15 protein-coding genes and 1 pseudogene are annotated in these 16,525 nt (G+C 64.3%); 6 read left to right on the top strand and 10 right to left on the bottom strand.

Translation table 11 applies throughout. From position 1 onward, the window contains the following. Positions 1 to 42 precede the first annotated feature (42 nt). Positions 43 to 282, bottom strand: coding sequence for a hypothetical protein (locus tag FNL56_RS19025; protein WP_143574549.1), 240 nt, complete (start codon positions 280 to 282; stop codon positions 43 to 45). 299 nt (positions 283 to 581) lie between these two features. Here FNL56_RS19025 and FNL56_RS19020 point away from each other — a divergent pair, with 299 nt between their 5' ends. Both FNL56_RS19020 and FNL56_RS19015 read left to right on the top strand, forming a co-directional pair. Next, a complete protein-coding gene (locus FNL56_RS19020; protein ID WP_143574548.1) occupies positions 582 to 803 on the top strand; it encodes a hypothetical protein in 222 nt (73 codons plus the stop codon). 119 nt (positions 804 to 922) lie between these two features. After that, on the top strand, positions 923 to 1,459 hold the full coding sequence (locus FNL56_RS19015) for an REP-associated tyrosine transposase (protein WP_143582238.1): 537 nt from the start codon (positions 923 to 925) through the stop codon (positions 1,457 to 1,459). A gap of 171 nt (positions 1,460 to 1,630) precedes the next feature. Here the strand turns inward: FNL56_RS19015 and FNL56_RS19010 are convergent, their stop codons facing one another. After that, positions 1,631 to 4,522, bottom strand: coding sequence for a caspase family protein (locus FNL56_RS19010; RefSeq protein WP_143574546.1), 2,892 nt, complete (start codon positions 4,520 to 4,522; stop codon positions 1,631 to 1,633). A 431-nt stretch (positions 4,523 to 4,953) separates the two neighbouring features. Here FNL56_RS19010 and FNL56_RS19005 point away from each other — a divergent pair, with 431 nt between their 5' ends. Next, positions 4,954 to 5,490, top strand: a complete 537-nt coding sequence (locus FNL56_RS19005; RefSeq protein WP_143582560.1) for an REP-associated tyrosine transposase — start codon at positions 4,954 to 4,956, stop codon at positions 5,488 to 5,490. Between the two features lie 169 nt (positions 5,491 to 5,659). Here the strand turns inward: FNL56_RS19005 and groL are convergent, their stop codons facing one another. Both groL and FNL56_RS18995 read right to left on the bottom strand, forming a co-directional pair. Continuing rightward, positions 5,660 to 7,300 carry a chaperonin GroEL gene (gene groL, locus FNL56_RS19000; RefSeq protein WP_143574545.1) on the bottom strand — a complete coding sequence of 547 codons (1,641 nt, stop codon included), beginning with the start codon at positions 7,298 to 7,300 and terminating at the stop codon, positions 5,660 to 5,662. 45 nt (positions 7,301 to 7,345) lie between these two features. Beyond that, complete coding sequence (locus FNL56_RS18995) at positions 7,346 to 7,669, bottom strand: co-chaperone GroES (RefSeq protein WP_143574544.1); 324 nt, start codon at positions 7,667 to 7,669, stop codon at positions 7,346 to 7,348. A 417-nt stretch (positions 7,670 to 8,086) separates the two neighbouring features. On the opposite strand from FNL56_RS18995, the gene FNL56_RS18990 reads away from it, so the two are divergent. Next, entirely contained in the window at positions 8,087 to 8,371 is a 285-nt protein-coding gene (locus FNL56_RS18990) for an usg protein (protein WP_143574543.1), read from the top strand. A gap of 182 nt (positions 8,372 to 8,553) precedes the next feature. Beyond that, positions 8,554 to 9,087, top strand: a complete 534-nt coding sequence (locus tag FNL56_RS18985; protein ID WP_143578118.1) for a cupin domain-containing protein — start codon at positions 8,554 to 8,556, stop codon at positions 9,085 to 9,087. A gap of 24 nt (positions 9,088 to 9,111) precedes the next feature. Here FNL56_RS18985 and FNL56_RS18980 read toward each other — a convergent pair. After that, positions 9,112 to 9,755, bottom strand: a pseudogene (locus tag FNL56_RS18980) (glutathione S-transferase family protein). A gap of 280 nt (positions 9,756 to 10,035) precedes the next feature. Here FNL56_RS18980 and FNL56_RS28045 point away from each other — a divergent pair. Then, positions 10,036 to 11,433, top strand: coding sequence for an HD-GYP domain-containing protein (locus FNL56_RS28045; RefSeq protein WP_210245409.1), 1,398 nt, complete (start codon positions 10,036 to 10,038; stop codon positions 11,431 to 11,433). A 29-nt stretch (positions 11,434 to 11,462) separates the two neighbouring features. On the opposite strand, the gene FNL56_RS18970 is transcribed toward FNL56_RS28045, so the two are convergent. The 5 genes from FNL56_RS18970 to FNL56_RS18950 form a co-directional block, all read right to left on the bottom strand. Next, positions 11,463 to 12,713: a NupC/NupG family nucleoside CNT transporter gene (locus FNL56_RS18970; RefSeq protein ID WP_143574541.1), complete on the bottom strand. Its 1,251-nt coding sequence runs from the start codon at positions 12,711 to 12,713 to the stop codon at positions 11,463 to 11,465. A gap of 70 nt (positions 12,714 to 12,783) precedes the next feature. Beyond that, entirely contained in the window at positions 12,784 to 13,542 is a 759-nt protein-coding gene (locus FNL56_RS18965) for an SDR family oxidoreductase (protein WP_143574540.1), read from the bottom strand. An 11-nt stretch (positions 13,543 to 13,553) separates the two neighbouring features. Next, complete coding sequence (locus FNL56_RS18960; protein WP_246660725.1) at positions 13,554 to 14,075, bottom strand: GNAT family N-acetyltransferase; 522 nt, start codon at positions 14,073 to 14,075, stop codon at positions 13,554 to 13,556. Between the two features lie 5 nt (positions 14,076 to 14,080). After that, positions 14,081 to 14,827: a proteasome-type protease gene (locus FNL56_RS18955; protein ID WP_143574539.1), complete on the bottom strand. Its 747-nt coding sequence runs from the start codon at positions 14,825 to 14,827 to the stop codon at positions 14,081 to 14,083. Between the two features lie 91 nt (positions 14,828 to 14,918). Then, a complete protein-coding gene (locus FNL56_RS18950; RefSeq protein WP_143574538.1) occupies positions 14,919 to 16,421 on the bottom strand; it encodes an argininosuccinate lyase in 1,503 nt (500 codons plus the stop codon). Positions 16,422 to 16,525 lie beyond the last annotated feature (104 nt).

Here is a 16,525-nt window from a genome sequence, read left to right as displayed (position 1 = left end):
TCGCTGGCGCCGGGCCTGGATCGCAGGCCCGGCGTCTAACCGTCAGCGGCAGACGCGGGTCTTGGTGACGACGCGGCGGCCCATCGGCCCGCGGCGCACCACTGTGCGCATGGTGCAGACCGGCCCGCGGCGAATCACGGTGCGACGCATGTAGCGCGCGGCCGAGATATCCGTGCTGCTCGAGATCCCGGTCGGCGTGGGCGTGGCAGCGGATGCCGGCGCGACCAACGATGCAAGGCCGAGGGCCATGGCCGCGGCGAATCCAAAGGCGATTTTCTTCAAGAGCGTTCTCCTCAGTTAAAACCCGGTGCCGTTCGGCGCGAACGGCCGCAGCCCTCTATTGCGGCTGGCGGATGAATCATTGCTGAACGCTTCATGGCAGGAAAAAGTTGCAATGGTCGCGGTCGGTCTTGGCCGGCACGGACTTCAGACGTAAATTTTGATGCAACCGCTTTGCGTTGGGTCATGACAGCCACATGGCCTGGAAGTAATATCGCCGCACTCAAATCTACTGTCGCACTCGCTGCGACGAGTCAGCCGCGCTAAAGTCGCGAAAGGTTCGTCCAGCCGTTGGAGGTCAGATGAAGGAACCCAGATCAGCAGCCGAACTCGAGGCAACGATCCTCAGTCAGATGACGCCGCATGAGGCTCCGGAAGGCGCCATCGTCAGCATCGTGCGCGACGGCGACAGCTGGCGCCCGGCCGTGCAACTCGGCCATGACGTGCCGGAGCACGCCGAGTGGATCGCCAAACTGGTGCAGGTCGCGGATCATCTGAAGGCGAAGTATGATTTGATGGATTAGGTGGCCCGGGCGCGTAGCCCGGATGAAGCGAAGCGAAATACGGGATCCAGACGTGACGGTCAGGCCAGCTCGATTTGCATCCAGGTCACGGATTACCAAGCTGGAGCAGAAAACTTGCGATGGTACACTATCGCCGAAACTGGATCCCGGGCGGGACGTTCTTCTTGACGGTTGCATTGGCCGACCGGCGCTCCTCTGTGCTGGCAGATCATATCGCACTGCTACAGATGGCGTTTCGCAACACAAAGAACCTCAAGCCGTTTGCCATCGATGCCGTCGTGATTCTGCCCGAGCATCTCCATGCGATCCTGATCTTGCCGCCGAGCGACGCCGATTATTCAGGACGTTGGAAGAGCATCAAGGCCTGGTTTACGCGCGGCGTTGTAGCCATTGGCGAGGCGCCGCCGCGCGATCATCGCGGCGAGTATCTGCTGTGGCAGCGGCGGTTCTGGGAGCACACGATCCGGGACGATCAGGATCTGGAGCGCTGCACGAGCTACATTGACTATAGCCCGGTCAAGCATGGCTTGGTCTCGACGCCGGCGGCATGGCCCTATTCATCGCTGCATCGCTATGTCCGGGCGGGGCTGTTGCCTGCCGATTTGGGCGGACTCGGAGGCGATGACAGCGGCCATTTTGGCGAGCGAGAGGATTAGCCGCTAGCCCGGATGAAGCGCAGCAAAATCCGGGATTCGGAGGCTGCGGGAGGGCCGGCCCCGGATTGTCAGCCGGGCTACAAAAAACCCCGGCATCGCTGCCGGGGTTTCGTCGTCGATCTCGCCGCACTCACAGGCCCATGCGGGCAGCTCCGATCGGTCTGTCGCGGCTCACCGCGGAGGCGGGCATGGCTGGCCGTTCGGCAGCGTGCATGGCTTGCCGGCAGGCGAAGCCGGGCGGGCCGCAGCCGGTGGAGGCGGCGGTGCCGGCCGCGCCACGGGAGGTGGCGGTGGCGGCGGTGCCGGCCGCACCACGGGAGGTGGTGGCGGCGGAGGCGGTGCAGGTCGCGCCACCGGAGGCGGCGGTGGTGCCGGTCTTGCCACGGGTGGTGGCGGCGGCGCAGGCCGTGCAACCGGGGGCGCTGGCGGCGGTGGTCGCACCACAGGCGGTGGCGGTGCCGACGGTCGCGCCGCAACCGGGGGCGGTGGTGGCGGTGCTGCCGGTCGCGCCGCAGCCGGAGGAGGCGGTGGCGTTGGGCGTGTTGCCGGTGGCGGTGGCGGTGTCGGGCGCGCTGCCGCTGGAGGCGGCGCGATTGGGCGGGCGGCTGCCGGCGGAGCCGGTGGCGCCGCGGGCGGGGTAGGCTTTGGAGCGGCCGATGGTGCCGCCGGAGCCGGCGGCGAAGCGGCCGGCGGCAGCGGTTGGCCGTTGGCGCCGGGCAAGGCCGATCCCGGTCTTGCGGCGTTCAGCGGAGCGGCAGGCGTCACAGGCGACGGGGCTCCGGCCTGGCCGGGTCTTGCGCCACCTGCCGGCGCCGCCGGAGCCGGCGGCGAACCGGGCACGGGCGGCAGCGGACGGCCGTTGGCACCGGGCAAGGTCGACCCCGGTTTTGCGGCATCCGGCGTTGCGGCAGGTGTACCGGCGGCCGGGCGAGGCTGGCCGTTTGCACCGGGCGGCGGTGGCGTTGCAGGCGACGGTCCACCCGGCACGGGGCGTGCGCCCGGCGCTGCGCCGGGGACGGGCGGAAGCGGCTGTCCGTTGGCGCCGGGGAGCGCGGTGTTTGGGGCGTTGCCATTCGGCGTTGCCGGAGCCGGGCCGCCCGCTTTCGCGCCAGGCGGCGTTGCACCGGGCGCGCCAGGGGCGGGCGGAAGCGGCTGGCCGTTGGCCCCCGGCAAGGTCTGCGCCGCCGGCCTGCCATTGGCAGGGGGCACGCCCGGCGCGCCGGGCGGATTGGCCGGATTGGCGCCGGATAGCGGCGTTGCTCCGGCCGGTGCCATCCTGGAACCGGTGGGTGGCACAGCGCCGGGCGCGGGCTTGCCGTCCGGCGTGGTCGCGCCGGGTGCGGGTGTCGTCTGCGCCTGCGCCGGCACCGGTTGTGCCGACAGCGCCGGTTTGAACATCTGGGCCGGGGGCGGATTGGGGGCCAGCGCCGCCTTGGTCGCGACCGACGGTGGCAGCGACGGCGCGAGCAAGGCCGCGGCGCCGACACCGGCAACACCGGCCGCGAGCACGCCGGCCGCAACCGGCGCGGCCGGCGACCCGGCCGGAGCGGGCGCCTGTGCGGCCGCCGCTACCGGGGCTGCCGGCGGCGTCAAGACCTGAGCCTGTCCGGCGGGATTGGTGATCGTCACCGCTTGGGTGGTGTTGTTGATCACCACGGCGTTGTGGATGTTGTTGTAGATGATGTTGCTCGGCGGCGGCGCGATGTCGCGCGGCGGCCGGACCCAGACCGGCACCGGCTGATAGTTCGGCACCGGCAGGACATAGGCGTAGACCGGCGGCGGCGGCGGTGGCAGATCGTCGAAATAGACCGGGCGTCGCGGCAGGAAGAACACCGGCGGCGGCGGGGGCGGCGCAAAACCGAAATCCGGATCGTCGAACATCAGCACCGGCCGCTGGATGTAGATGACTTCTTCCGGCGGCGGCGGCGGAATGTCGTAGGCCATCACTGTGAAACTGGGCGGCGGATCGTATGCCGCCGAGAGATAGCTCAGCCGGCGCCGTGCATCGTCGGAATGCGCGCCGCGCGGGTAGCGCCGCAGATAGGACCAGTAGGCCGGCGGCGTGTTGACGTTGCGGGTGCGGCGCCAGGTGATCGCCTCGCGGCGTGCGGCGACGATGGCGCGCACGCGCCGTGCCATCGGATCGCGGGGATAGGCGTCGAGAAAGGCTTCGTAGTCCTCCAGCGTGTCGCGATCGACCGCGGCGAGATAGGCCTCCTGGGCGCTGAAATCGCGCACCGGGCGGGAGCGCACCATTATGGCCTGCTCGCGCGACACCGTCGGCGGCGGCGCGTCGGGGGCGCGTTCGAAGAAGAAGAACGGCGCCGGCAGCTTCGACACGTTCCACGGCACCTGCGCGCCCTTGGTGGTCTCGTTGACGCGCAGCCGGATGCGGCTGAACAGATCGTCGCTGCTCAGGCCGCCTTCGCGCATCATCTCGGCCAGCGCCTGGGCATAGGCCGAATAGGGGCCGGGCTCGGCGGGCGCCACGGTGCCGGGCGCGGCGTTGAACGCCACCAGCATGCCCGGCTCGGGATCGACCAGCGCCAGTCCGCCGGACAGCGGATTGCCGGTCCTGGCGAAGGGATTGGCGCGCGCCAGATCGAGCACCACCATGCTGGCCTTCAGCTTCAGCGCCGCCAGCGGCACCATATAGTCGGACAGTCGGATGGCTTCCGCCGAGACATTGACGTCACGGGTGATTTTGGCGTCGATCGGCGCGAAGTAGTTCTCGCCTTCGAGCTGCAGACCGTAACCGCCGAGATAGACGAAGGCGACGGCGTCAGGTCCGGCCGAGGCGGCCTTGTCGAGGAATTCCCGGAAGGTGCGGCGCAGCGTGTCCTGGTCGAGGTCGCGCGCGCCGGTGACGTCAAAGCCGGCGGCCTGCAGCGTCTGCGCGATCAGGCCGGCATCATTGGCCGGCGTCGGCAGCGCGCCGGCCTGATAGTTGGCATTGCCGATCACCAGCGCGATGCGCCGTTCGGCGGGGGCGGCCCGCGAGGGGCTCTCCGAGGCCACGATCAAGGCCAGCACGACAGCAAGGAATTTCAGCATCCACGTCATGGCGGCTCCGCGCGTTCTGGAATCGTGCCTCTAGTCTCTAAGGAATGCGTTGAATGATTACTGAATGCAACAGGTCGAAACTATGGCTGGCGCGGGGAGCGGGGTGAATGGGCGGATGTGGCGGGCCATTGCGCCGCTGCCGCCCATTGAACCTCGCTCCTGCTCGGCGCGCGGGTCGCGCTTTGGATCGTGAACCGGTGGCAATCGTCCCCGAAGCCGCAGGACGCGCGGCCGTTGTTGGCGTGAGGCTGGTGGTGGATGAGCTTGCAGGCTCGATCGTAGCCCGGATGAAGCGAAGCGAAATCCGGGACGCACAAATTATGTCCACGCGGGTCCCGGATTGCGCTTCGCTCCATCCGGGCTACGGACGACTAACAAGACGCGACGCCGCCTTTCTGTCGCTTTTGCGAAATCCAGGATATGCTCCTGTCATGGTGCTCTACCGGCGAAACTTGATCCCTGGCGGGACGTTTTTCTTTACGGTGACGCTGGCCGACCGGCGATCATCGGCCTTGGTTAATCATGTCGGCATTCTCCGGGCCGCATTCCGCAACGCCCGCAGTCTCAAGTCGTTCGCCATCGACGCCGTCGTGATCCTTCCCGATCATCTGCATGCGATTCTGACATTGCCCGAAGGCGATGCCGACTTCCCCGGACGCTGGAAAAGCATCAAGGCCGGGTTTACGCGCTGTGTCGCTGCGTCCGGCGTCTCTGTGCCGCGAAATCGTCATGGCGAATACCGGTTGTGGCAGTCCCGCTTCTGGGAGCACACAGTCCGCGACGACGCTGATTTCGAGCGCTGTGCCAACTACATTCATTTCAATCCCGTCAAGCACGGCCTCGTGACGGCACCGGTGGCTTGGCCATATTCGTCGTTGCACCATTATGTCCGCAAAGGCCTGTTGCCGGCAGACTGGGCCGGCGATGGATGCAACGATGGCGCCGGCTTCGGAGAGCGCGCCGAATAATATGCCGGGCTGTAGCTGTAGCCCGGATGAAGCGCAGCGAAATCCGGGTTCACAGGTCGCGGTCACCGCTCCCGGATTGCGCTGCGCTCCATCCGGGCTACCGACAAACAAAAACCCCGGCATCGCTGCCGGGGTTTTCTTAATTGTCAGTTGCCTGGTTGGCTTGGACTTAGAAGTCCATGCCGCCCATGCCGCCGCCCGGGGGCATGCCGCCGCCGGCGCCGCCCTTCTTGGGCAGTTCGGCGACCATGGCTTCCGTGGTGATCAGGAGACCCGCAACCGAAGCTGCGTTCTGGATCGCGGCACGGACCACCTTGGTCGGATCGATGATGCCCTTCTTGAGCATGTCGCCGTAGGTGCCGGTCTGCGAGTCGAAGCCGAACGCGTAGGTCGCGTTCTCGAGCACCTTGCCGACGATGACGGAGCCGTCTTCGCCTGCATTGAGCGCGATCTGGCGAGCCGGGGCCGAGAGAGCGCGACGCACGATTTCAACGCCGGTCTTCTGGTCGTCGTTCGCGGTCTTGATCTTCTTCAGCTGTTCCGAAGCGCGCAGCAGAGCGACGCCGCCGCCGGGGACGATGCCTTCCTCAACCGCAGCGCGGGTCGCATGCATCGCGTCGTCGACGCGGTCCTTGCGCTCCTTGACTTCGATCTCGGTCGCGCCGCCGACGCGGATGACGGCAACGCCGCCGGCCAGCTTGGCGAGACGCTCCTGCAGCTTCTCACGGTCGTAGTCCGAAGTGGTCTCTTCGATCTGCGCCTTGATCTGCGACACGCGGGCTTCGATGTCGGCCTTCTTGCCGGAACCGTTGACGATCGTCGTGTTCTCCTTGTCGATCATCACCTTCTTGGCGCGACCGAGCATGGCGAGCGTGACGTTCTCCATCTTGATGCCGAGATCTTCCGAGATCGCCTGGCCGCCGGTCAGGATCGCGATGTCCTGCAGCATGGCCTTGCGGCGATCGCCGAAGCCCGGAGCCTTGACGGCTGCAACCTTCAGGCCGCCACGCAGACGGTTGACGACGAGGGTGGCGAGAGCTTCGCCTTCGACGTCTTCCGCGACGATCACGAGCGGCTTGCCGGTCTGCACGACGGCTTCGAGCAGCGGCAGCATCTCGTTGAGGTTGGAGAGCTTCTTCTCGTTGATCAGGATGTAGGCGTCATCGAATTCGACGCGCATCTTGTCGGCGTTGGTGACGAAGTAGGGCGAGATGTAGCCGCGGTCGAACTGCATGCCTTCGACGACGTCGAGTTCGGTCTCGAGCGACTTGGCTTCTTCAACCGTGATGACGCCCTCGTTGCCGACCTTCTTCATGGCGTCGGCAAGGAACTTGCCGATTTCGCTGTCGCCGTTGGCGGAGATGGTGCCGACCTGGGCGATCTCTTCGTTCGAGGTGACCTTCTTGGAGTTCTTGACGAGGTCGGCAACCACGGCTTCCACAGCCAGGTCGATGCCGCGCTTCAGATCCATCGGGTTCATGCCGGCGGCAACCGACTTGGCGCCTTCACGGACGATCGCCTGGGCGAGCACGGTCGCGGTGGTGGTGCCGTCGCCGGCGAGATCGGCCGACTTCGACGCGACTTCACGGACCATCTGAGCGCCCATGTTCTCGAACTTGTCTTCAAGCTCGATTTCCTTGGCGACGGTGACGCCGTCCTTGGTGATGCGGGGCGCGCCGAACGACTTGTCGAGCACGACGTTGCGGCCCTTGGGGCCGAGCGTCACCTTGACGGCGTTGGCGAGAATGTCGACGCCGCGCAGCATCTTGTCGCGGGCATCAACGCCGAATTTGACTTCTTTAGCTGACATGTTTTGCTTCCTTGGAAATTAGGGGGAGAAGGCGGGAGGCGCTGATTAAGCGACCTTCTTCTTGGCGGCGGGGGCGGCGATGTCGGTCAGCACGCCCATGATGTCGCTTTCCTTCATGATCAGCAGGTCCTGGCCATCGATCTTGACCTCGGTGCCCGACCACTTGCCGAACAGGACGCGCTCGCCGACCTTGAGGTCGATCGGGATCAGCTTGCCGGCTTCGTCGCGGCCGCCGGGACCGACGGAAACGATCTCGCCCTGCGAGGGCTTCTCTTTGGCGCTATCCGGGATGATGATGCCGCCAGCGGACTTCTCTTCAGCGTCGATGCGCTTGACTACAACGCGATCGTGCAGCGGACGGAATTTCATGCAGTCCTCCTAAGTTTCTGTAAAAGTTCGATATTTCGGAATTTTGGCAGTCGAGGCCGACAAGTGCCAGCACGACTGTTCCGGACATAGGCCGAACGTTCCCGCTCGGCAAGGCCTTCTAGCAGTTTTTTTGGCACTCAAATATGACGGCTGCCAATTTGCCCCAACGCCGTTAATGGGGCGCCAGAGGGCTGCTAGCACTCGCGGTAAGTCATTGCTAACATTGAGGCTTTCAACGCATTGTTAAACTTTTAAGCTTGTGATGGGGTTGTTGTGTGCGTCACACTTCAGACATCGCGTCGTCAGGGCGAAGTGGAATCCGGTTCGCGGTCGGGCGTTGCGGTCACAGGAGAGCAGAGCGTCGAGGTCCTACCGGAAGCCACTGAGGCCGAATGCGCTCTGTCTTTGGAGGTTGCAATGGGTTCGCGAAGTGCAGTTTCTGACGATTTCAGGAAGCAGGTGCTCGGCTATGGACTGACGACCGCGCAGATCCTGTACCGGATGCCCGACCATCCCGCTTTGCTGCAGAGCTACGTCTGGCAGGATTACGACCTGTTTCCGAAATTCCCGGCCCTGAAGGATTTTCTGGCGTTCTGGGAGGAGAAGCTGGATGGCCCCTTGTTCGCCGTCACCGTCGCGCATTCCAAGCTGATCAAGCCGGCCGAACTGCGCGCCATCGACGGCGTGTTCCGGCTGCATTGACGCTGCGGCGCAAGGCCCGAGCGCAGCTGCGCGCGCTTCGGTCTATTCCGGGGCCGTGGCTCGGCGGTTGCGACATGATGCGAATTACCGCTGTGATCAACTGCGGCTAACCTCCTGCGAAGGGCGCGAGGCGCATTGGCGCAGCGTTGTTCAACAGGGGGTTCGCAATGGCGAAGCAGGCGATGTCAAAGGCTTCAAGTCTCAAGACCGCGGCGCGAACCGCCACGACGAAAAAACCGGGCGCATCCACGCGTGCGGTGTCCGCGAAAAGCGCGTCGCGCAAGCCGCTGAAAGCCAAAGCCGCCGCTGCGAAATCAACCCTGCGACGTTCGAAGCAGCGGGTTGCCGTCAGCCATTATCGCGAAGACGATTTTCAGACCAATGGCCTGCGCGCCTACGTCAGGTATCGCGACCTCGGCATCGCCGCCGCCACCCACGGCCTGGCGCAGGCACATGTGATCCGCCTGATTGGTCCCTGCAATCCGGACGAAGTCTCCAAGCTGCATTTTCACGACATCGAATTTCAGATGGTCTATGTGCTGAACGGCTGGGTGAAGACCTATCTCGAAGGGCAGGGCGAGACGCTGATGCAGCAGGGCAGCTGCTGGACACAGCCGCCGAAAATCAAGCACCTGATCCGCGATTACTCCGATAATTGCGAACTGCTTGAGATCATCCTGCCGGCGGAATTCAGGACCACTGAGATCACGCGCTGACGTCGTCGTTGCGCCGCATCACGTTCAGACGTGCCGCGGCAGGCGCTGGCCGGGCATCAAATCGTATGGCGCACGCCAGCCGGGTAGCTCCGCAACACGGCCGAGCCACGCTTGCACCGCCGGATGCGTGCTTGCAAAATCGTAGCCGGTTTCTTCCTTGGGAAAGAACAGATAGCCGATCATCGACAGGTCGGCGATCGTCGGCTTGTTGCCGACCATGAAGTCGCGATGCCGCAGATGCGCATCGACGATCGCCAGGAAACCGTCGAGCCGGCTGCGCAGAAACTTGAGCACTTGCGGGTCGGCATTCGGCATGAAGGCGCGCATGAAGCGATAAGTCGCCATGAAGCTGGTGAGCTTGTGGTTGTCCCAGAACAGCCAGCGCAGGATTTTGAAACGCTCTTCATCGCTGTTGCCGCCGAAGCAGCCATAGCGTTCGGCCAGCGTCAGCAGGATCGGCGCGGTCTGGGTCAGGCGCGTTTCGAAATCTTCGAGCACGGGAATTTCGCCCATCTCGTTGACCTCAGCGCGCCATTCCGGCGTGCGGGTGACGCCGCCGCCGAAGTCAGTCCACACCAGTTCAAAGTCTGCGCGCACAGCGTCAGCATCAGCGCGAGCTTGTAGCTGTTGCCGGACTCCGGGAAGTAATGCAGCCGGTATTTAGTCACTGTCGTTCTCCAGCATAGCAGCGCGACGTTGTCGATGAAGCTGAGCGGCGACACCGTCTTCGATGCTCTGTCGCGGACCGGCGCGGCGATGGCGACGATGAGCGCCGGATCGTTGGCGGTTCACTTCGCCAATTGGTTGCCTTAGCGGGTCAACTTTCACCGAGGTTTAAGGAGTTGATGGGAAGATAATCAGAATGCGCATCCATTTCCGGAGAGGCCGGGCCGGACGCCCTGCCGGTTCCACCGCTTCGATTTCGACTTCCACAACCAGGACCCACCGATGTTAGTTTTAGATTCCCCGATATCCTGGCGTGCGGAAGGACGCGGCACTGTCGATCACGCCGAGCGATCAGGCGCATTGCCATTGCGCCCGAAACTTGCGTTTGCCGGCGCCGAATATGAACTGAATTTTATTCGATATTACCACGCCTTTTACTATCGCTACGCGCAGGCCAGCCTCATCGTCGGTATGGTTTTGATCTTCGGCGATTTTCTGGTGGACCATCTGGCGTTCCAGAATGCATCCGCAAATACCTATCGCCTTCAGCTGTGCCTGCCGATCCTCGGCATTGGAATCGCCTATTCCTTTACGTCCACGGCCAAACGGCATTGGCAATTCGTCATGTGCGCCTTCATCGCGGTGGTCGCCTGCAGCCTGTTTTGGGTCCTGCTGGAAATCGACAGCCAGGGCGGCATGGGTCTCAGCTCCTGGGTTGGCATCCTCAATTTCGTCTTTCTTGAGTTCTATTGCTTCGTCATTCTTGGCGTCCAGTTCCGATACGCGCTTGCGGCGGGACTCATCATTCTCCTGATGTTTGAATGCGCGCTGCTGCTGGCGTCCGGTAAAGACCTGAGCACGCTCTTCTACTGGTCCTATCACGTCGTCACCGCCTTCATTCTGGCGGCGGGCATCGGCTGGTGGCGCGAATTCCTGTTGCGTAAGGATTTTTCGGCGCAAACGGCCCTGACGGCGGCGAAGGATTTCCTGAAGAACCAGAACGGGCTTCTCGAAATCGAAGTTGAAAAACGCACCCGCAAGATTCTCGATACGCAGGATGTGACCATCGAAATCCTGGCGTCGCTGGCCGAGACCCGCGACAACGAAACCGGCAACCACATTCGTCGCACCCAGCATTATGTCAGGGCGCTGGCTCGGCAATTGCAATTTCACCCTTCCTTCGCCGACTATCTGGTCGATCATCAGATCGATACGCTCTTCAAATATGCTCCGCTCCATGACATCGGTAAGGTTGGCATTCCCGACAGCATCCTGCTGAAGCCGGGTAAGCTTGACCCGGACGAATTCAAGATCATGCAGACCCATACGACGCTCGGCCACAACGCCATTGAAAATGCCGAAAAGCGACTTGGGACGAAGATTGAGTTTCTCGCCTGCGCAAAGGAAATTGCGCTGTTTCATCATGAAAAATGGGACGGCAGCGGTTATCCGAACGGGCTGGAGGGTCACGCCATTCCCATCTCTGCGCGCCTGATGGCGGTGGCCGATGTTTACGACGCATTGACCTCCAGCCGTGTCTACAAGGACGCCATGCCGCATGACCAGGCGATCGCGATCGTCGTGGAGGGCAGGGGCAGGCACTTCGACCCGGATATCGTCGATGCCTTTATTCAGATCACCGATCAATTCAAGGATATTGCAGTTCGTTACGCGGATTGAGAGCGCCTACGTAGGCGGGCTCACGGCGGCTAGCTGAGCACGCCGACGACGGCGCCGATCAGGCATGTCGTCAGCGTCCCCGAGACAACCGACTTGAGGCCGAGCGCGGCGATTTCGTCGCGCCGCTCCGGTGCCATCGTGCCAAGTCCGCCGATCATGATCCCGAGGCTGGCGAAATTGGCGAAACCGCACAGCGCATAAAGCATGATCAGCCGCGAGCGCGGATCGAATGTGGTGGGCGGCAGCTTTGACAGCTCCACATAGGCGATCAGTTCGTTGAGGATGGTCTTGATGCCCATCAGGCTGCCTGCGGTCATCGCCTGATCCCACGGCAGGCCCATCAGCCAGCACACCGGCGCCATCACGATGCCGAGCATGCGCTGCAGCGTGATGGCGGCGCCGCCGACATTCGGCAGCAGGCCGAGCGCGGCGTTGGTGAGATAGACCAGCGCCACCAGCACCAGCAGCAGCGCGACGATGTTGAGCAGCAGCTCAAGTCCCGCGACCGTGCCCCTGACGATGGCGTCCATGGTGCCGGAGGCGGTGGCGGTGGGATTTTCCAGCGCGCCGCCGGTCCGCCTGTCGGCGGTTTCGGGCACCATGATCAGGCTGATCACGATGGCCGCCGGCGCACCGAGCACCGAGGCGATGACGAAATGCGCCGGTGCGTCCGGGATCAGCGGCGCCAGCAGCGTGGCATAGAGCACCAGCACGGTGCCGGCGATCCCCGCCATGCCGCCGGTCATCACCAGAAACAGCTCGCTGCGCGTAAGCTGGGCGAGATACGGCCGGATGAACAAGGGCGTCTCGACCATGCCGAGAAAGATATTGGCGGCGGTCGACAATCCGACCGCACCGCCGACGCCGAGCGTGCGTTCCAACAGCCACGCCATGCCGCGCACGATTGGCGGCAGCACACGCCAATAGAATAGCAGCGTGGTCAGAACGCTCATGACCAGCACGATCGGCAGCGCCTGCAGCGCGAGGATGAAATCCGACCCCGGCGTCTTGGGATCGAACGGCAGCACGCCGCCGCCGAGATAGCCGAACACGAAGGAGGTGCCGGCGCGCGTCGCCGACGAGATTACGTTGACAGCGTTGTTGATGGCACCGAAGGCGTGCGCGACGATCGGCAGCTTGAGCAGGATGACGGCGGTGAGAAATGTGGCGACAAGGCCGATGGTGGCCTGCCTGAGCGACACCGCGCGGCGGTTCTCACCCAGCACCCATGCGAGCATGAGCAGCGCGAACACGCCGAACGCCGATTGCAATTGCAGCATGACACCCCCGAAGCCGCAACGATTATGGCCGCAGCGGCCTCAGGTGTGCAATGGCAAGGCCGGCTGAGGCCTAACCGCGCCCGACGAACGGCATCTTGGTCGCCATCACGGTCATGAACAGCACGTTGGCGTCGAGCGGCAGGCCGGCCATGTAGGCGACCGCGTCGCCGACGGCCTTGGCGTCCATGCGCGGCTCCTGCTTGGAGGTGCCGTCGGGCTGCAGCACGCCGGGGCCGTTGACCATGCGGTCGGTCATCGGTGTGGCGGCATTGCCGATGTCGATCTGGCCGACCGCGATGTCATAGGCACGGCCGTCGAGGTTGGTGGCCTTGGTGAGGCCGGTGATGGCGTGCTTGGTCGAGGTGTAGGCCGCCGACAACGGTCGCGGCGCATGCGCGGAGATCGAGCCGTTGTTGATGATGCGGCCGCCATGCGGAGTCTGGTCCTTCATGATGCGGAAGGCGTGCTGGGTGCACAGGAACGGTCCGGTGAGGTTGGTGTTCACCACCGCCTGCCAATGGGCGAAGCCGAGATCTTCGAACGGTACGGCCGGTGCGCCCATGCCGGCATTGTTGAACAGCAGGTCGAGCCGGCCGTAAGTGTCCCTGATTTTGGCGAACAGCACCGCGATCGAGGTGGGGTCCGCCATGTCGGCGGTGACCGGCAGGCTCTGGCCGCCCTCGGCTTCGCCGAGCTTTTGTGTTTCCTGCAGCAATTCCAGGCGGCGCCCGGCGAGCACGACGGTGAAGCCGATCTTCATCAGCGCGAGCGAGGCGGCGCGGCCGACGCCGGTGCCGGCACCGGTCACGAGTGCAATCTTGTGGGTCATAGTGTCTTCCCTTATCGTTTTTTCTGGATTAGTTCGCGGCGCATGAAGCGGGCCTGCGCATCGTAGCTGCGCAATTGCCCGTCGAGCTCGGGATCGACGACGATATCAAAACCCTGCCGGCGCCAAAAATGAACCGAATTGTTGACGGCAACAAGCGTCATGTTCGGTAACTGCAACGCGCTCGCGTGAGCCGCAAGCGTCGCGACGATCGCGGCGGCCGCGCCGGATTTTCGTGAGGCGGGAAGCAGTGCCAGATCATGGATATAATAGGTCGAGGCGGCCGTGGCTGGATGGCGGAGGACCGCGTTCAGCTGCGGCGGCTGTCCATCGTACCAGGGATGGCTGAGCACGTACCCGACCGCGCCGGCGTCGCCATGCAGCGTGAAGCAGCCGGCCGGATGCAGCGCCAGGCGATCGGCAAACACCGCAGCCTCTTCCGGAAAGTCCGGATGAATGACATCGGCCAACGCCAGCACGGCCGGCAGGTCGGCCGCCGTCATCGCGCGCCAGTGCGACGTGGTTACCGGCGTCAATGCGTTCAGCCTTCCTTCTTGTAGGGCGGGCGCGGGATGTTGTGGTGCGCCTGGCGCAACGCGGCCGACCAGCGCGACCGCAGGTCGTGGAAATAGGGCTCGCCGGCCTCGATGCGATGGTTGAGGTCGGCCTCGCAGGTGTCGGTGCGCACGACCAGCACGTCGATCGGCATGCCGACGCCGATGTTGGAGCGCATCGTCGAATCCATCGAGATCAGGCTGGTCTTCAGCGCCTCATAGAGTTCGACCTCGTAATGCACGGCGCGGTCGAGCACCGGCTTGCCATATTTGTGCTCGCCGATCTGCAGATAGGGCGTATCGGTGGTGCATTCGATGAAGTTGCCGGCCGGGTAGATCATGAACATCCGCATCTTGCCGCCCTTGATCTGACCGCCGAACAGGAACGAGACGTTGAACTTGATTTCCTCGGCCTCCAGCGCCTCGCCTTCAGTGGCGTTGACATGGCGGATGGCACGGCCGATCCGCTGCGCGGCCTGGAACATGGTCGGCGCATTGAGCAGCGTCTCGTGCTCGCCGGTCTTGGGATTCTCGAACCCCTCGCTGAGCGTGGACAGCACCGACTGGCTGATCGCCAGGTTGCCCGCAGAGGCCACCGCCATCACGCGGTCGCCGGGCTGGTCGAAGATGTGCAGCTTGCGGAAGGTCGAGACGTTGTCGAGCCCGGCATTGGTGCGCGTGTCGGCGATCATCACCAACCCGTCCCGCACCAGGATTCCGCAACAATAGGTCATCGAATGTCCTTGCCCGACCAGAGGGTCGACAGAACACTGATAGGTCATTCAGACGGCGCGTAAAACCCCGGAATGCTGGCTTCCTTCCGCTTTACGGCGTCCCGAGCCGCGCGAAATCCCGATCCAGCTCGGCGAGCGCGCCGTCGATGCGCTGCCGCCTTGCCTGGATCCATTGATCCTGCTCGGCCAGCGACTGCTTCGCTTCGGCCACCATCCGCGCCATCTCGGCGGGCTGCGGCCCGCCGGCGGTCGCGCGATGGCGGATGATCGCCACGGGGTCCAGGGCTGCGCGGAATTCCGCCTCGCTCAAGGGCAGTTCGCCGCCGGCCACCTTCATCTCCGTCAGCGTCGTGGAAAAGATCCGCCGGGCCTCCTGATAGGGGAAATCGCTCGGTCGGATGTCGTGCGCCTTTGCGTAGTCGACGACCTCGGAGGCGAAATGATGCCCGACGCGGAACGGCAGCTTGTACTGCCGCATCAGCACGTCGGCCACTTCCTGGGATGCGGTCCAGTCGCTGTTAAGTTCTTCCAGCGCGCGCTCCGGATTGACCGCGAGGGCGCCGAGGATGCGGTCCCAGCCGGCCAGCACGCGCGTGGCGCCGCCGACCACTACGGCATTGTCACCGACGTTCTTGGCATCGTTCATGCCCGGCGGGATGTTGTGCGCCTGGATGGCGCGACCGATCCCCAGCGATACGACGCTGGATGCTTGCCCGCGCACGTCGTTCAGCAGCCCGGGATTGCGCTTCTGCGGCATGGCGCTGGAGACATAGGTGTTGCCGCCGCCTTCCTGCAGCAGAATCCAAGGGCGCGGCTGGGCGTATTGCACCATGACGTCCTGGATGTAGGCGCCGGCGTGGAGGGCGATCGCGGTGGTCACCGCGCCGAGCTCGACCGGGATCTCGGTGGCCGAGATCTGCGCGGCGTCATAGGCGTTGTCCACGGTCGCGGCAAAGCCGAGGTAGTTGGCCATGCGGGGGCGGTTGAGCGGCCAGCTCGTCCCGTTCAGCACGGTTGTGCCCATCGGCGAACGGTCAAGCCGGGCGTAGAACTGGCGCAGCCGCTCGGCATCGCGCTGCAGGCCCGCCACATGGCCGAGCAGGTAGTGCCCGTAGCTGTTGGGCTGGGCAGCGACGCCATTGGTGTAATTGGGAACGATTGTTCCGGCGTGCTTTTCGGCGAGCGCCACCATGGTGGCTGTCGTCTTGCGCAGCTGTTCGGCCAGCGTCAGCACTTCGTCGCGAATGATGGCGGCGCGCACCGTGGCCAGCATGTCCTGACTGGAACGGCCGGCATGCAGCAGCGTCGCCTCGACGCCGGCAGCCTCGATCAGCAACGGCTCGAAGGTGATGACCAGGGTGGGCCGCTTGCCGCCCGGCTTCTCGCCAGCGTGCAGCACCGTGCGCAGGCCGGCCGCGATGCGCGGCGCCACCGCGCGATCCAGCAGGCCTTCGTCGGTATTGATGACGGCGCTGGCCTTGTTGATCTCGCCCAGCCAGAAGAACTCGTCACGCCTGGGTCCGGATTGTGCCTCGGCCCCGACAGTTGTGAGCGAGATCAATAGTGCTCCAAGGCAGATTGCCGTCTTCTGCATGTTTCCTCGCTTGTGACGGCACTTGGGCGCGCCGTTCATGCGACAGTCGCGACTCCCGGCGCGGCTGCGCCCAGGCATCGATCAACCGTCAGGTTAACGATTGT

It is taken from the genome of Tardiphaga sp. vice304 (assembly GCF_007018905.1).
Lineage (GTDB): Bacteria > Pseudomonadota > Alphaproteobacteria > Rhizobiales > Xanthobacteraceae > Tardiphaga.
The sequence above is the reverse complement of the archived record's forward strand: the minus strand, read 5'-3'. Positions and strand labels throughout refer to the sequence as shown.

Excerpts from the sequence above, each read along its gene's own strand:
- FNL56_RS19020 (WP_143574548.1), top strand. The coding sequence starts at position 582 with ATGAAGGAACCCAGATCAGCAGCCGAACTCGAGGCAACGATCCTCAGT.
- FNL56_RS19015 (WP_143582238.1), top strand. The coding sequence starts at position 923 with ATGGTACACTATCGCCGAAACTGGATCCCGGGCGGGACGTTCTTCTTG.
- FNL56_RS19010 (WP_143574546.1), bottom strand. The coding sequence starts at position 4,522 with ATGACGTGGATGCTGAAATTCCTTGCTGTCGTGCTGGCCTTGATCGTG.
- FNL56_RS19005 (WP_143582560.1), top strand. The coding sequence starts at position 4,954 with ATGGTGCTCTACCGGCGAAACTTGATCCCTGGCGGGACGTTTTTCTTT.
- groL (WP_143574545.1), bottom strand. The coding sequence starts at position 7,300 with ATGTCAGCTAAAGAAGTCAAATTCGGCGTTGATGCCCGCGACAAGATG.
- FNL56_RS18995 (WP_143574544.1), bottom strand. The coding sequence starts at position 7,669 with ATGAAATTCCGTCCGCTGCACGATCGCGTTGTAGTCAAGCGCATCGAC.
- FNL56_RS18990 (WP_143574543.1), top strand. The coding sequence starts at position 8,087 with ATGGGTTCGCGAAGTGCAGTTTCTGACGATTTCAGGAAGCAGGTGCTC.
- FNL56_RS18985 (WP_143578118.1), top strand. The coding sequence starts at position 8,554 with ATGTCAAAGGCTTCAAGTCTCAAGACCGCGGCGCGAACCGCCACGACG.
- FNL56_RS28045 (WP_210245409.1), top strand. The coding sequence starts at position 10,036 with ATGTTAGTTTTAGATTCCCCGATATCCTGGCGTGCGGAAGGACGCGGC.
- FNL56_RS18970 (WP_143574541.1), bottom strand. The coding sequence starts at position 12,713 with ATGCTGCAATTGCAATCGGCGTTCGGCGTGTTCGCGCTGCTCATGCTC.
- FNL56_RS18965 (WP_143574540.1), bottom strand. The coding sequence starts at position 13,542 with ATGACCCACAAGATTGCACTCGTGACCGGTGCCGGCACCGGCGTCGGC.
- FNL56_RS18955 (WP_143574539.1), bottom strand. The coding sequence starts at position 14,827 with ATGACCTATTGTTGCGGAATCCTGGTGCGGGACGGGTTGGTGATGATC.
- FNL56_RS18950 (WP_143574538.1), bottom strand. The coding sequence starts at position 16,421 with ATGCAGAAGACGGCAATCTGCCTTGGAGCACTATTGATCTCGCTCACA.